Source organism: Streptomyces nymphaeiformis (genome assembly GCF_014203895.1).
GTDB lineage: Bacteria > Actinomycetota > Actinomycetes > Streptomycetales > Streptomycetaceae > Streptomyces > Streptomyces nymphaeiformis.
Genome location: NZ_JACHJY010000001.1, coordinates 1073042 through 1087693 on the forward strand (window position 1 = coordinate 1073042; position 14652 = coordinate 1087693).

Here is a 14652-nt window from a genome sequence, read left to right on the forward strand (position 1 = left end):
TAGGGGATAGTGGGGTACGTGAGTGCCGTACCCGTACCCCAGCCCCGGGCCGCCCGCGCGGCCGTCCCCACCGGCGGCCGCCGCAGCCTGGCCGCGGCCCTCCTCCTCGGCGCCCTCGGCGCCACCGTCGTCCTGCTCTCCGCGGGCCAGATCTGGGCGGAGGGCACCGCGTCCGTCGGCGGCGGCACCGTCCCCGTCGAGGCCGACGGCGGCACCGTCACCGGCGTGCCCACCGCCCTCGCGATCGTCGGCCTCGCCGCGCTCTTCGCCGTCTTCGCCGTCCGCCGCACCGGCCGCACGCTCGTCTCCGCGCTCCTCGCGCTGAGCGGCGCGGGCGCCGCGCTCGCCGCGCTCCTCGGCGCCTCCGACAGCGCCGCGCTCGACGCCGAGGCCGCCCGGATCAGCGGCGACACCGCCGCGGCCGTCGCGCACCTCACCCACACCGTCTGGCCGTACGTGACCGCCGCGGGCGCCGTCCTCATCCTGCTCGCCGGCCTCTTCGCCCTCCGCTTCGGCAAGAACTGGCCGGCGATGGGAGGCCGCTACGAGCGCTCCGGCGCCCCGCGCGCCGGCCGCAAGGCCCCCACGACCGACCCGGACCGTCCGGAGGACCTGTGGAAGGCCCTGGACCGCGGCGAGGACCCCACACAGGGCGGCTGACCGCGACGCGTGATCGTCCCGGCACCCCCGATTCATCCTCGCGCGCCCGCGTGCGGGACAATGAGCGCCGAGTGTCCGCGCACGCGAGACCTCACCATCGAGCAACTGCAACGAGGAGCAACTCATGGCGGGCAGCGCCCACGGACACACCCCGGCCGCCTGGACCGGTGTCATCATCTCCTTCATCGGCTTCTGCATCGCCGGCGTCTTCATGGTGGCCGCCAACCTGCCCGGCTTCTGGGCCGGCGTGGGCGTCATCATCCTCGGCGGCATCGTGGGCGGCGGGATGAAGATCGCCGGCCTCGGCATGCCGAAGGACTCGGCCGACGTCGTCGCCGCCCGTGAGGCCGCGACCGAGACCGCCCGGGCCCGCGCCTGACGCGACACGACGCACCCGAGGGCGCGGTCCGGCAACGCCGGGCTGCGCCCTCGCGCGTCAAGGGCGACAATCACCGCGTGGACGCGCAGCCGACGGCCGAAGCCGTGACCGACGATTCCCTCACCCGCCCGGGTGAACGCCCCGCCCCGAATCCCACCGATCCGGACCCGACGGGGCCGAAGACCGCCGCGCCCCCGGCCGCCGCAGGGACGGCGGACGTCCAGGCCCTGCGGGCCGCGGCGCCTGCGGGGGCCGGCGCCTGGGGCGGGCCGTACGCGCCGGCGCCCGTACCGCCCGCGCCGCGGTCGCTCGTGCGGCGGCTCCTCACGCCCGTCGCGGTCCTCGGCGGGGTCGTCGCCGCGTTCGGGTACGTCGGGGCCGTCGATCCCAACGAGCCCGGGCACTACCCCGTCTGCCCGCTGCTGCGCTTCACCGGCGTCTACTGCCCCGGCTGCGGCGGGCTCCGCAGTGCGCACGCCGTCGCACACGGCGACCTCCCGGCCGCCCTCGGCGACAACGCCCTCGCCGTCGTCGGCTACGGGATCTTCGCCGTCGTCATGGCCGTATGGCTGATTCGCGCCGTCCGAGGCGTACCCATGCGCCTCACGATCTCCCCGCGGCTCTCGTGGGCCATCGGGGCCGTCCTCGTCCTCTTCACCCTGGTCCGGAACCTTCCCTTCGGCTCCGCCCTCGCTCCCTGAGCACCCCTCGGGAGTCCCAGCAGATGGGACGCGCCTCCGGCCGATGCGAATCCGGGGCCGTCCTGCGGATAGGATCGAAGTGGCTGAACCTGGTTCATCATCACCGTCCCGGAAGGGGGCCCCTCGCGTGAGTGTGCTCGACGAGATCATCGACGGCGTGCGCGCCGACCTCGCAGAGCGGCAGGCGCGGGTCACCCTCGACGAGCTCAAGGAGCGCGCCGCCAAGGCGCCGCAGGCCAAGGACGGCGTCGCCGCACTGCGCGGGGACGGCGTCAAGGTGATCTGCGAAGTGAAGCGCTCCAGCCCGTCCAAGGGCGCACTCGCCGCGATCGCCGACCCGGCGGGACTCGCCGCGGACTACGAGGCCGGCGGTGCCGCCGTCATCTCCGTGCTCACCGAGCAGCGCCGCTTCGGCGGCTCGCTCGCCGACCTGGAGGCCGTCCGCGCCCGGGTCGACATCCCCGTGCTGCGCAAGGACTTCATCGTCACCGCGTACCAGCTCTGGGAAGCGCGGGCGTACGGGGCGGATCTCGCCCTCCTCATCGTCGCCGCCCTGGAGCAGGAGGCGCTGGTCTCCCTCATCGAGCGTGCCGAGTCCATCGGTCTCACCCCGCTGGTCGAGGTCCACGACGAGGAGGAGGTCGAGCGCGCCGTCGAGGCGGGCGCCCGCATCATCGGCGTCAACGCGCGCAACCTCAAGACCCTCAAGGTCGACCGCTCCACCTTCGAGCGCGTCGCCCCCGAGATCCCCGCGCACATCGTCAAGGTCGCCGAGTCCGGCGTCCGCGGCCCGCACGACCTCATCGCCTACGCCAACGCGGGCGCCGACGCGGTCCTCGTCGGCGAGTCCCTCGTCACCGGCCGCGACCCGAAGGCCGCCGTCGCCGACCTCGTCGCCGCCGGCGCGCACCCGGCCCTCCGCCACGGCCGGAGCTGACCGGATCATGACCCCCGTCCGCGCCACGCCGACCGCCCTGGGCTCCGCCCCGGGCGGCTCGGTCGTGCCCGCGGACGCCTCGGGCCGTCGCGGCCGGCTCCGTACCGCCGCGGCCCCCGTCTCCAAGCACGCGCCGCTGGCCAGGGGCTGCCGCCCGCGTGGCTGCCGCGCGCCCGCCCGCCGTGTCCACGGCCGCCGGGTCCGCTACGTCATCGGCTCCGAGCCGGGACAGGTCAACGGCATGCGATGGCGCCCGCGCCTCGCGCGCACTTTCACGTAGAGCAACGCCTGGCCCTTCAGGCCCTGGCCCTTCGGCCCCCCGTTGTGGGCATTCGTTCCGCTGGGGCGGAACGGGTGGGCACAACGGACGGCGCCCCTGCCGGCGCCAGAGGCTTCCGAGCTGAACCCGCACCCCGTGCACGGCGCACTGGCGGTGCGGGTCCAGGCGCGGGACGCGGAGGCGCCGCTGGGGGCGCCGTCCCGTGTGCCCACCCTCCCCCGAGCTCTCGGCTTCGCTCGAGCAGGGGGGACCCCCTCGCCCTGCGGGACGATTGCCCACACGGGGGTGGCCACGTTGCCGTACGTGCAGGGATCGCGCGCATAACGTGACCATCAACCCCACGTATCCCGGGGCACCGCCCCGCGAGGAGCGCATCCGCATGTCCAGCGAGTTCTTCATCCCGGACCTGGAAGGCCAGGTCCCCAGCCCGGAGGGCTACTTCGGCGCCTACGGCGGCAAGTTCATCCCGGAGGCCCTCGTCGCCGCCGTCGACGAGGTCGCCGTCGAGTACGACAAGGCCAAGGCCGACCCCGAGTTCGCCCGCGAGCTCAACGACCTGATGGTCAACTACACCGGCCGCCCCAGCGCCCTCACCGAGGTGCCGCGGTTCGCCGAGCACGCCGGCGGCGCCCGGATCTTCCTCAAGCGCGAGGACCTGAACCACACCGGTTCGCACAAGATCAACAATGTCCTCGGCCAGGCGCTGCTCACCAAGCGCATGGGCAAGACCCGCGTCATCGCCGAGACCGGCGCCGGCCAGCACGGCGTGGCCACGGCCACCGCCTGCGCCCTGTTCGGCCTCGAGTGCACCATCTACATGGGCGAGGTCGACACCCAGCGCCAGGCCCTCAACGTGGCCCGGATGCGGATGCTCGGCGCCGAGGTCGTCGCCGTGAAGTCCGGCAGCCGCACCCTCAAGGACGCCATCAACGAGGCCTTCCGCGACTGGGTCGCGAACGTGGACCGGACGCACTACCTCTTCGGCACGGTCGCGGGACCCCACCCCTTCCCGGCCATGGTCCGCGACTTCCACCGGGTCATCGGCGTCGAGGCCCGCCGCCAGATCCTGGAGCGCGCCGGGCGGCTGCCCGACGCGGCCATCGCCTGCGTCGGCGGCGGCTCCAACGCCATCGGCCTCTTCCACGCCTTCGTCCCGGACGCGGACGTGCGCCTGATCGGCTGCGAACCGGCCGGCCACGGCGTCGAGACCGGCGAGCACGCGGCCACCCTCACCGCCGGCGAGCCCGGCATCCTCCACGGGTCCCGCTCCTACGTCCTCCAGGACGAGGAGGGCCAGATCACCGAGCCGTACTCGATCTCGGCGGGCCTCGACTACCCGGGCATCGGCCCCGAGCACGCGTACCTGAAGGACAGCGGCCGCGGCGAGTACCGCGCCGTCACCGACGACGCCGCCATGCAGGCGCTGCGCCTGCTCTCCCGTACGGAGGGCATCATCCCGGCCATCGAGTCGGCGCACGCCCTCGCCGGGGCCCTGGAGGTCGGCAAGGAGCTCGGCAAGGACGCCCTGCTCCTGGTGAACCTCTCCGGGCGCGGCGACAAGGACATGGACACCGCCGCCCGCTACTTCGGGCTCTACGACAACGGCGCCGAGGGGGGCTCCAAGTGACCACCGGAAACATCCAGCTGCTGAGCGACACCCTCGCCAAGGCCAAGGCCGACAACCGGGCCGCGCTGATCGCGTACCTGCCGGCCGGCTTCCCGACCGTCGACGGCGGCATCGCCGCCATCAAGGCCGTCTTCGACGGCGGCGCCGACGTCGTCGAGGTCGGGCTCCCGCACAGCGACCCGGTCCTCGACGGGCCGGTCATCCAGACCGCCGACGACATCGCGCTGCGCGGCGGCGTGAAGATCGCCGACGTCATGCGGACGGTGAAGGAGGCCCACGCGGCCACCGGCAAGCCGGTCCTGGTCATGACGTACTGGAACCCGATCGACCGGTACGGCATCGAGCGCTTCACCGAGGAGCTCGCCGCGGCCGGCGGCGCGGGCTGCATCCTGCCCGACCTGCCGGTCCAGGAGTCCGCCGTCTGGCGCGAGCACGCCGACAAGCACGGTCTCGCGACCGTCTTCGTCGTCGCGCCCAGCAGCAAGGACGAGCGCCTCGCCACCATCACCGCGGCCGGCTCCGGCTTCGTCTACGCCGCCTCGCTCATGGGCGTCACCGGCACCCGCGAGTCGGTCGGCGAGTCGGCCGCCGACCTGGTCCGCCGCACCCGCGCCACCTCGGACCTGCCGGTGTGCGTCGGGCTCGGCGTCTCCAACGCCACGCAGGCGAAGGAGGTCGCCGGCTTCGCCGACGGCGTCATCGTCGGCTCCGCCTTCGTGCAGCGCCTCCTCGACGCCGACGGCGACGAGGCGGCCGGACTCGCCGCCGTAAGGGAACTGGCGGCCGAACTCGCCGAGGGCGTCCGCCGCGCTTCGTAACCCATTCGGGTGGATATGGGACCGGGGAGGCGCGGATGTGCCTCCCCGGTTCGTTGCCTGGGGCGTGAGCGAGAAGAACCGTGGTGACGGTAACCGGAGCGCGCGGGAGCGCCTTCAGCAGCAGCGCGAGCGCGACAAGGCCCGTGAGAAGCAGCGGCGCGTCCTGATCGTGTCGGCGGCGGTGGTCGGCGTCCTCGGCCTGGCCGCGGTCGTCGGAGTGATCGCCGCGGGTGGCGACGGCAACAGCGGATCCGACAAGGCGGGGCCGGTGGTCGCGCCGACCGGGGCGACCGAAGAGGACGGCAAGCCCGCCATCCCCACGGGCAAGGCGGACGCCCCGTCGACGCTCGCGGTCTGGGAGGACTTCCGCTGCCCGGCGTGCGCCCAGTTCGAGAACGTCATGCGGGACACGATCCACGAGCTGCAGGCCTCCGGCGCGCTCCGGGTCGACTACCACCTCGCCACCCTCATCGACGGGAACATGGGCGGCAGCGGCTCGCTGCGCGCGGCGAACGCGGCGGCGTGCGCCCAGGACGCGGGGAAGTTCACCGCGTACCACGACACGCTGTACGTCAACCAGCCGCCGGAGACGGACGACGCCTACGCGAAGAACGACAAGCTGATCGAGCTGGCGGCGAAGGTCCCGGGGCTCGACACGCCGGCCTTCCGCAGCTGTGTGAACGACGGCACGCACGACGGCTGGGTGAAGAAGTCGAACGAGGCCTTCCAGAACGGCGGCTTCCGCGGCACCCCGACCGTCCTCCTCAACGGAGAATCGATCTTCCCGACCAAGGGGAACGAACAGATCTCCCCGGAGAACCTGAAGAAGTGGGTCGCCGAGGCCAACAAGGGCAAGAAGCCGGGCACCGCCTCCCCGTCGGCGGGTTAGCCGGCGGCTCGGCGGACCGATTGGTTACCCAGAAGTTGCCGGGCGGGCTGCCGTCATGCCCGCCCGGCAGGGTAGCGTCGGTTCTGCCATGGACCTTGCCTACATTCCCAGCCCGTCGACCGGCGTGATCCACCTCGGACCGATCCCGCTGCGCGGCTATGCCTTCTGCATCATCATCGGTGTCTTCGTTGCCGTCTGGCTCGGCAACAAGCGCTGGATCGCCCGGGGCGGCACTGCCGGCACCGTGGCCGACATCGCCGTCTGGGCGGTGCCCTTCGGCCTCGTCGGCGGACGCCTCTACCACGTGATCACCGACTACCAGCTGTACTTCAGCGAGGGTGAGAACTGGGTCGACGCCTTCAAGATCTGGGAGGGCGGCCTCGGTATCTGGGGCGCCATCGCGCTCGGCGCGGTGGGCGCCTGGATCGGCTGCCGCCGTCGAGGGATCTCCCTGCCGGCGTACGCGGACGCCATCGCCCCCGGCATCGCCTTCGCCCAGGCCATCGGCCGCTGGGGCAACTGGTTCAACCAGGAGCTCTACGGCAAGCCGACCGACGTGCCGTGGGCGCTGAAGATCACCGAGGGGCCCAACCGCGAGGCCGGGCTCTACCACCCGACCTTCCTGTACGAGTCGCTGTGGAACGTCGCCGTCGGCTTCCTGGTCATCTGGGCCGACCGCCGCTTCAAGCTCGGCCACGGCCGGGCGTTCGCCCTGTACGTCGCCGCGTACTGCTCGGGCCGCGTGTGGACGGAGGCGCTGCGCGTCGACGAGGCGCACCACATCCTGGGCCTGCGGCTCAACGTGTGGACGGCGATCGTCGTCGGCCTGCTGGCCGTCGTCTACTTCGTGGTCTCGGCCCGCCTGCGGCCCGGCCGCGAGGAGATCGTGGAACCGCGGGCCGCCGAGAAGGCTGCTGAGAAGACGGACGCCGTCGAGGGTGCCGAGGCCGAGGCCGAGGTCACGGACGCGACCGACGCTGTCGAGGACAAGGCCGACGGGCCCGGGGACGGGCCCGGGGACGGGGACAGGGAAACCGACGGCAACGGCGCCGATCACGGCGCCGGGTCGGCCGCCAAGAGCTGACCGGAACGAACCTCACGAGGGCCGCCGGAGCCGAAAGGTTCCGGCGGCCCTTTCGCATGCGGGGGTACGGGTCAGCCGGCGCGGGCCGCGAGGGCGAGGACCCGGTGGGCGCCCTCCACCACCGCCGCGTCGACGAAGCGGCCGTCCGGGAGGGCGAGGGCGCCCCGCTCGGTCGCGGCCGCCGCGACGACCTCACGGGCCGCGTCGACCTCCGCCGGCGTGGGCAGATAGGCGCGCTCGATGACCGGGAGCTGACGGGGATGGATGGCCGCCCGGCCGAAGAAGCCCATGGCCCGGCCCCGGGCGCAGCCGGCGGCCAGCGCGTCCAGGTCGCGGATGTCCGGGTGGACGGACTGGGCCGGAGGGGGGAGGGCGGCCGCGCGGGCCGCGACCACCACACGCCCGCGCGACCAGTCGAGGCCGGTGTCCTGCCGCACCCCCAGGTCGGCGCGGAGATCGGCCTCGCCGAGGGCGATGCCGCGCACGGCGGGATGGGCGGACGCGATGGCGTAGGCGTGCTCGACGGCGAGGGCGCTCTCCAGGAGCGGATAGAGCGCGCGGCCGGGGGCGAGCCCGGCGATCCGCTGGATGTCAGTGGCCTGTGTCACCTTGGGTACACGGAGACCCGAGAGGCCGGGGAGGGAGGCCAGGGTGGGGATGTCGCGCGGGGTGTGGATGCGGACGTGCACCGGGACGGGGTGGACGTCGGCGAGGAGATCGGCCGTGGCGTCGAGGGCGTACGCCTTGCGCTGCGGGGCGACCGCGTCCTCCAGATCGACGATCACGACGTCGGCGCCGGAGGACAGGGCCTTGCGCACGACCTCGGGGCGGTCGCCGGGGGCGTACAGCCAGGTCAGGGGCGCGACGGGGTGCGCGGTGGCGCCCTCGACGCGCCCGGCGGCCGAGCCGGTGGGGCCGCTGAGGGGGCTCATACCGCTCCTTGCTCGCGGAGGGCGTCGATCTCGGCGGGGGTGAGGCCGAGCTCGGAGAGGACGGCGGTCGTGTCGGCGCCGTGCGGGCGGCCGGACCAGCGGATGCCGCCGGGGGTCTCGGAGAGGCGGAAGAGGACGTTCTGCATCTTGATCGGGCCGAGCTCGGGATCCTGCACCTCGGTCACGGTGCGGAGCGCCTGGTACTGCGGATCGTCCATGACGTCCCGGACGTCGTAGACGGGGGCGATGGCCGCCTCCGCCTTCTCGAAGGCCGCCATCGCCTCGTCACGGGTGTGCCGGGCGATCCACGAGCCGACCGCCTCGTCGAGGACGTCCGCGTGCTCGGCGCGGCCCGTGCCGTCGGCGAACCAGGGCTCGTCGATCAGCTCCGGGCGGCCCACGAGCCGCAGCACCCGCTCGGCGATCGACTGGGCGGAGGTGGAGACGGCGACCCAGGAGCCGTCGGCGGTCCGGTAGGTGTTGCGCGGGGCGTTGTTGCGGGAGCGGTTGCCGGTCCGGGGCTGGACGTAACCGAGCTGGTCGTACCAGAGGGGGTGGGGTCCGATGACGGAGAGCATCGGTTCGATGATCGCCATGTCGACGACCTGGCCGCGGCCGGTCGTGGTCCTGGCGGTGAGCGCGGTCATCACCGCGTACGCCGTGGCGAGGGCGGCGATCGAGTCGGCCAGGCCGAAGGGCGGCAGGGTCGGCGGGCCGTCCGGCTCGCCGGTGATCGCCGCGAAGCCGCTCATCGCCTCGGCGAGGGTGCCGAAGCCGGGGCGGTGGGCGTACGGCCCGAACTGGCCGAAGCCGGTGACCCGGGCGAGCACCAGACGCGGGTTGACGGTCGACAGCTCCTCCCAGCCCAGACCCCAGCGCTCCAGGGTGCCCGGGCGGAAGTTCTCCACGATCACGTCCGCGTCGGCGGCGAGCGCGAGGAGGGTGTCGCGGCCGCCCGGTGACGACAGGTCGAGGGTGATCGCCCGCTTGTTGCGGCCGAGGACCTTCCACCACAGGCCGATGCCGTCCTTGGCGGGGCCGTGGCCACGGGACGGATCCGGCTTGCGGGGGTGCTCGACCTTCACGACGTCGGCGCCGAAGTCGCCCAGCATCATGGCCGCGAGCGGGCCGGCGAACAGGGTCGCGAGATCCAGGACGCGCAGGCCGTGCAGGGGCGCCGTGGACGTCTCGGTGGTCATACGGCGTTCGCCTCCAGCGTGTCGGGGGAGAGGAAGGCGGCCTCGATCTCGACGCGGTACGGCATCGAGGTCGACGCGCCCTCCCGCCGCACGGAGAGCGCGGCGGCGGCCTGCGCCCAGGCGAGGGCCTCCGGGGCGGGGCGGCCCTCGCCGAGGGCGACCGCGAGGGCGCCGACGAAGGTGTCGCCCGCCCCCGTGGTGTCCACGGCCCGGACCCGGGGCGCGGGCACGGCGACCGGCTCGGCGCCGCGCGCCGCGTACAGGCTGCCGGCCGCGCCCAGGGTGACGACCACCTCGGGGACGTCCCGCAGCAGGGCCTGCGCGGCCTCGCGCGGGTCGGTGAGGCCGGTGAGCGCGGCGGCCTCGTGCTCGTTGGGCACCAACAGGTCGGTGGCGGCGAGGAGTTCCGGCGGCAGCGGCTGCGCGGGGGCGGGGGTGAGGATCGTGCGGACGCCGAGCCGGCGGGCGGTCTCGGCGCCCTCGACGACTACGGACAGGGGGAGTTCGAGCTGGAGGAGCAGGGAGTCGGCGGTGCCGATGAGGGCCTCGTCGCCGTGGTCGAGGGAGGTGACGGTGCCGTTGGCGCCGGGGACGACGACGATCGCGTTGCCGCCCTCGTCGTCGACGACGACATGAGCGGTGCCGGAGGGACCCTCGGCGGTGCGGAGCAGATCGATGTCCACCGCGCAGTGCTCCAGGGTGGCGCGCAGCTGCGCCCCGAAGCCGTCCGCGCCGACCGCGCCGATCATCGCCACCTCGCCGCCCGCGCGGGCGGCGGCGACGGCCTGGTTGGCGCCCTTGCCGCCGGGGATCGTACGGAAGGAGCGGCCGGTGACCGTCTCGCCGAGGGCGGGGGCCCGCGGCACGTAGACGACGAGATCCATGTTCGTGCTGCCGAGCACGACGATGCTGGTCATGGGCGTACTGCCTCCAGGTGTGTCAGTTCGGCCAGGGTGTCGAAGCCGATGCCGTCGAAGGACGGCACCGAGGTCGCGAGGCGGTTCTTGAGGGGGGAGGTCCAGCGTTCCGGCAGCCGGTCCGGGTGCCCGGCGAGCAGCCCGGCGAGCGAACCGGCGGTGGCGCCGTTGGAGTCGGTGTCCCAGCCGCCCGAGACCGCCGCGCAGATCGAGCGCGAGAAGTCGCCGTCGGCGTGGGTGAGGGCGGCGGCGAGCAGGGCGGCGTTCGGGACGGCATGCACCCAGTGGTACCCGCCGAGTTCGGCGTGCAGCCGGTCGACGACGGTGTCGAAGTCGGGTTCTGTCCGGGCGTGCGCGATGCCGCGCCGGACCGCCTCCGCGAGACGGGAGCGCGGCGGGATCACGGCGAGGCCGGCGGCGAGGGACCGGTGGACGTCGGCCGTGCCGGTCGCCGCGGTGGCGAGGGCGGCGGCGACGAACATGGCGCCGTAGACGCCGTTCGCGGTGTGCGTGAGCACCGCGTCCCGGTGCGCCTGCGCGGCGGCGGCCACCGGGTCGCCCGGGTGCGTCCAGCCGTGGACGTCGGCCCGGATCTGGGCGCCGATCCACTCGCGGAAGGGGTTGCGGCGGACGGCGGTCAGCGGGGGTTCCACGCCGTCCAGGAGGTTGCGGTAGGCGACGCGCTCGGCCGTGAAGGTGCGGCCGGCGGGGAGCTCGTCGAGCCAGAGCCGGGCGACGTCGGAGGTGGTGAAGTCGCGGCCGTACCGCTGGAGGAGCAGCAGGTTGAGGAGGGGGTAGTTGAGGTCGTCGTCCTCGGGCATGCCGTCGATGTTCTCGGCGAGGGACGTGGCGGCGGAGCGGCGGTTCCAGGGGTGCGCGGCGAGCAGCTCGGACGGGACGCCGCGGGCGGTGAACCAGGTGGAGAGGGGCCAGTCGCCGGCGGCGCGGGCGAGGGCGCGGAGGGCGGCGAGGGGGAGCTTCTCGACGGGCTTGCCGAGGAGGCAGCCGGCGGCGCGGCCGAGCCAGGCGGCGTGGAGCCGGTCGCGCAGGGCGGGGTCCTCCCCCACCCCGCCCCTTCCCGAAACCCTGACGGGACCGGGGGCGCTGCCCCCGAACCCCCGGGCTCTCGGCGCTTCGCGCGGGGCGCGAGGAAAAGCGCTCGGCGCCGGGGGCGCGAGCGGGCGCTCGTCCTGTGCCCGCCCGTCTCTCCCAGGACTTCCTCCTGGGAGAGACGGGCATCCGGGACGACTGCCCGCAGCGGTGGGCGGGGGTTCGGGGGCGGAGCCCCGGGTCTCGTCAGAGTTTGGGGGAGGGGCGGTGCGGGGGGTCGTCAAAGCCTGGATCGCGGCCAGGGCGGTCGGCTCCTCGGCCGACAATGGCGCGGGCAGGGACGCCAGGGCGTCCAGGAGTTCCTCGGCCAGGGGGCGGAGGTCCGGGCGGGGGGCGGCCGAGGCGCCGGCCGTCTCCGGGGCCGGGGGGCCGCCCGCCGCCGTCCAGCGGGCCGCCGTCGCGGCGGCGTCGCGGCCGTCCTCCGCCGCCTGGCGGAGTTCGTGGCCCACCAGGTCCTCCGGCTGGACCCAGGTCAGACGGAGGGTCACCGGTCCGCGCTCGTCAGGGCGGCGAAGGCCGATTCGTGGGATCGGCGGGCCTGCGCGTCCCCGGCGAAGATCTCGCGGGTCACGCGCGCCAGCGCTCTCGCCGGGGCGTGCAGGTCCAGGCGGCTCGCCTCCGCCACCTGCTTCGCCCACTCCGCGGGGACGGCCGCCTCGCCGTGCAGCGCGCCCACGATCGCGCCCGCCATCGTGGCGATCGAGTCGCAGTCGCGGCCGTAGTTGACCGCGCCCAGGACCGTACGGCGGAAGTCGCCCTCGCCGACCAGGAGCATGCCGAGGGCGATCGGGAGTTCCTCGATCGCGTGGAGGCGGGAGGGGCGGCGGGCGCCGAGGGACGGGGTGCGGTAGTCGGGGCCGACCGTGTCGAAGGGGGCGACCGCCCTGCGGAGGGGGTCGAGCGCGGACTCGAAGTCCGTGTGGGTGGAGGCCACTTCGGCGACCGCCCCGATCGCCGCGCGCGTTCCGTCCTTCGCGAGGGACAGGGCCTCCTCCACCACCGACGTCGGTGTCGCGCCCGGCGTGCACGCCGCCGCGACCGCCGCCGCGAAGACACCCGCCGCCTCCCGGCCGTACGAGGACTGGTGCGCGCCCGTCAGGTCGATCGCCTCGGCGTAGGCGGCCGCCGGGTGGGCGGCGTTGACCAGGCCGACGGGCGCCATGTACATCGCCGCCCCGCAGTTGACGACGTTGCCGCTGCCGGCCTCGCGCGGGTCGACATGGCCGTAGTGGAGCCGGGTCACGATCCACTTCTCGGCCAGGAAGATCCGCTGGAGGGGGAGCGCCTCGGCCTCCAGCTCGGGGATCCAGACGGGGGAGCCCATGAGTTCGGGGACGAGGTGGTCCGCGACCGCGTACGCGTCGAGGTGGCCGCGGACCTTCTCGTACACCCGGATCAGCGCGTGCGTCATCAAGGTGTCGTCGGTGACGTGCCCGTCGCCCTTGTGGTACGGCGCGATGGGTCGCGCGGTGCGCCAGTCGCCGCCGTTCCAGGGGCCGACGATCCCGGTGACGCGGCCGCCGTGGCGTTCCAGGATCTGCTCGGGGGTGTAGCCCTCGACGGGGCCGCCGAGGGCGTCGCCGACGGCGGCCCCGAGGAGACTGCCGGTGATCCGGTCATCCAGTGTGGGTGTCATGTCGGAATTGTCCACCTGGGGTGGCCGGTTCCGTGGCTCCGAGCAGCCCGGCGAGTTCCACCAGGTCCGTACCCGCGAGCCGGGGCAGCGCGCAGCCCGCGAGCGTCCTGCACGCCTCGCGCCAGCTGCCCGGGACCGAACGGCCGCCGCCCAGCGCGCCGGTGAGCGCGCCCGCGAGTGCCGGGGCCGAGTCGGCGACCCGGGAGAGACAGGCGGCGGCCGGTACCGCGGCCGTCATCTCGCCCCGGGCGGCGGTGGCGAGGGCCAGGGCGACCGGGACGGTCTCGGCGGCGGCGATGCCGTAGCTGTAGACGTGGTCGACGATCTGGTGCTCCAGGAGGGGGACGAGCTCGAAGGCGGAGTCGGCGGCCTGGGCCAGTTTCACGGCGTGCCGGGCGTTGCGGCCGATCTCGGTGACGGGCGGGAGTTCGGCGAGCGCCGCCTCGACGGCCTCGTCGACCGTCGCCCCGCCGAGGGCCGCGGCGACGGCCGCCGCCGTCGCGCGGGCGCCGTGGACGCCGTCGCCGTCCTGTGTGTACCGGGCGTCGAACTCGGCGAGTTCGGCGGCGGCGCGGGGGTCGCCCGGGTGGACCAGGGCCAGGACGGCGGCACGGACGCAGGCCGCGTCGTCGAAGTAGTGCGGGTTGTCGTGGCCGGTGGCGGGCGGGCGCAGGCCGGTGGCGAGGTTGCCGAGCCCGGCGCGTACCGAGATGCGGGCGCGGAGGGGGAGCACGGCCGACTCGACCTCGGGGGCGCGGTCCGCCGCGGCGGCGACCTGGCCCGCGAGGGCGTTCCAGGCGAGGTCGACGGCGGCGCGGAGCCTTCGGTCCGCGGGGAGGCCCCCGAAGACCGGGCCTGCGGCGGCGAGGATCGCCTCGGCGGTGAAGACCGCCCACTCGGCGTCGTCCGAGGGGCCCAGGCGGAGGGGCTCGGGGGGCTGGTTGAGGGCGATGGGGACGGGGAGGGTGGTCGTCGCGTTCTGCTCGGCGAAGGTGTCGAGTTCGCGGGTGAGGCGGCGGGTCCATTCGGGCATGCGGGCGGCACGGTGCTTTGCCGCGGGCCAGCCGGCGGCGTCGCCTGCGGCGATGCCGAGGAGGAGGCCCTCGGTCCTGTCGCGGGTCGCCCTGGCCTGGGCGGCCGGCGCCGGGGCCTCGTGGGCGCCGCCCCAGGAGCCGGTTCCCCGCACCGGGGCCGGGCCCCGCGGGGCCAGGTCCAGCCTCTCGGTGCCGTGCGTCGGGGCCCGGTCCATGTGGGCGCCGCCCCGGGAGCCGGTGTCCCGCACCGGGGCGGCGCCCTGCGGGGCCAGGTCCAGTTCGTCGGCGCCGTGCACCGGGGCCCGGTCCTGTGGGTCACCGAGCGGGAAGCCGGAACCCGGCACCGGGGCGGGGTCCCGCAGGGCATCGGTCGCCGGGACGGAACCCGGCATCGGGGGCTGTGCCCACCCTCCCCCGAGCTCTCGGCTTCGCTCGGGCAGGGGGGACCC

Annotated in this window: 15 protein-coding genes; 9 read left to right on the plus strand and 6 right to left on the minus strand. The window is 74.7% G+C overall.

Annotation, left to right across the window (positions count from 1 at the left end):
- Positions 1-9: 9 nt before the first annotated feature.
- The 9 genes from GGE06_RS04810 to lgt all read left to right on the plus strand — a co-directional run bounded on the left by GGE06_RS04810 (position 10) and on the right by lgt (position 7375).
- Complete coding sequence (locus GGE06_RS04810; protein WP_116161512.1) at positions 10-660, plus strand: TIGR02234 family membrane protein; 651 nt, start codon at positions 10-12, stop codon at positions 658-660.
- 124 nt (positions 661-784) lie between these two features.
- Entirely contained in the window at positions 785-1039 is a 255-nt protein-coding gene (locus GGE06_RS04815; protein WP_184930076.1) for an HGxxPAAW family protein, read from the plus strand.
- A 77-nt stretch (positions 1040-1116) separates the two neighbouring features.
- Positions 1117-1740, plus strand: a complete 624-nt coding sequence (locus GGE06_RS43970; RefSeq protein ID WP_376773497.1) for a DUF2752 domain-containing protein — start codon at positions 1117-1119, stop codon at positions 1738-1740.
- Between the two features lie 127 nt (positions 1741-1867).
- Positions 1868-2677: an indole-3-glycerol phosphate synthase TrpC gene (trpC, locus tag GGE06_RS04825; RefSeq protein ID WP_116161514.1), complete on the plus strand. Its 810-nt coding sequence runs from the start codon at positions 1868-1870 to the stop codon at positions 2675-2677.
- A gap of 7 nt (positions 2678-2684) precedes the next feature.
- The gene (gene trpM / locus GGE06_RS04830) at positions 2685-2957 is read left to right on the plus strand and encodes a tryptophan biosynthesis modulator TrpM (RefSeq protein WP_116161515.1); all 273 of its coding nucleotides are present in this window, start codon (positions 2685-2687) and stop codon (positions 2955-2957) included.
- A gap of 379 nt (positions 2958-3336) precedes the next feature.
- Complete coding sequence (gene trpB, locus GGE06_RS04835) at positions 3337-4584, plus strand: tryptophan synthase subunit beta (protein WP_116161516.1); 1248 nt, start codon at positions 3337-3339, stop codon at positions 4582-4584.
- Complete coding sequence (trpA, locus tag GGE06_RS04840; protein WP_184930077.1) at positions 4581-5402, plus strand: tryptophan synthase subunit alpha; 822 nt, start codon at positions 4581-4583, stop codon at positions 5400-5402. The genes trpB and trpA overlap by 4 nt, the downstream gene beginning before the upstream one ends.
- Positions 5403-5466: 64 nt before the next feature.
- Positions 5467-6291 (plus strand): DsbA family protein, encoded by an 825-nt coding sequence (locus tag GGE06_RS04845; RefSeq protein ID WP_116161518.1) that lies wholly within the window; start codon positions 5467-5469, stop codon positions 6289-6291.
- An 88-nt stretch (positions 6292-6379) separates the two neighbouring features.
- A complete protein-coding gene (gene lgt, locus GGE06_RS04850; protein ID WP_184930078.1) occupies positions 6380-7375 on the plus strand; it encodes a prolipoprotein diacylglyceryl transferase in 996 nt (331 codons plus the stop codon).
- A gap of 71 nt (positions 7376-7446) precedes the next feature.
- Here lgt and GGE06_RS04855 read toward each other — a convergent pair whose 3' ends face one another.
- The 6 genes from GGE06_RS04855 to GGE06_RS04880 are packed head-to-tail and all read right to left on the minus strand — an operon-like array spanning position 7447 to position 14418.
- Positions 7447-8307 carry an HpcH/HpaI aldolase/citrate lyase family protein gene (locus GGE06_RS04855; RefSeq protein ID WP_116161520.1) on the minus strand — a complete coding sequence of 287 codons (861 nt, stop codon included), beginning with the start codon at positions 8305-8307 and terminating at the stop codon, positions 7447-7449.
- Entirely contained in the window at positions 8304-9506 is a 1203-nt protein-coding gene (locus GGE06_RS04860) for a CaiB/BaiF CoA transferase family protein (RefSeq protein WP_116161521.1), read from the minus strand. The genes GGE06_RS04855 and GGE06_RS04860 overlap by 4 nt, the downstream gene beginning before the upstream one ends.
- Entirely contained in the window at positions 9503-10423 is a 921-nt protein-coding gene (gene rbsK / locus GGE06_RS04865) for a ribokinase (RefSeq protein WP_116161522.1), read from the minus strand. The genes GGE06_RS04860 and rbsK overlap by 4 nt, the downstream gene beginning before the upstream one ends.
- A complete protein-coding gene (locus GGE06_RS04870) occupies positions 10420-12009 on the minus strand; it encodes an ADP-ribosylglycohydrolase family protein (protein ID WP_221517834.1) in 1590 nt (529 codons plus the stop codon). The genes rbsK and GGE06_RS04870 overlap by 4 nt, the downstream gene beginning before the upstream one ends.
- A gap of 8 nt (positions 12010-12017) precedes the next feature.
- Entirely contained in the window at positions 12018-13169 is a 1152-nt protein-coding gene (locus tag GGE06_RS04875; RefSeq protein WP_116161524.1) for an ADP-ribosylglycohydrolase family protein, read from the minus strand.
- A complete protein-coding gene (locus GGE06_RS04880; protein WP_116165597.1) occupies positions 13150-14418 on the minus strand; it encodes an ADP-ribosylglycohydrolase family protein in 1269 nt (422 codons plus the stop codon). The genes GGE06_RS04875 and GGE06_RS04880 overlap by 20 nt, the downstream gene beginning before the upstream one ends.
- Positions 14419-14652: the final 234 nt, after the last annotated feature.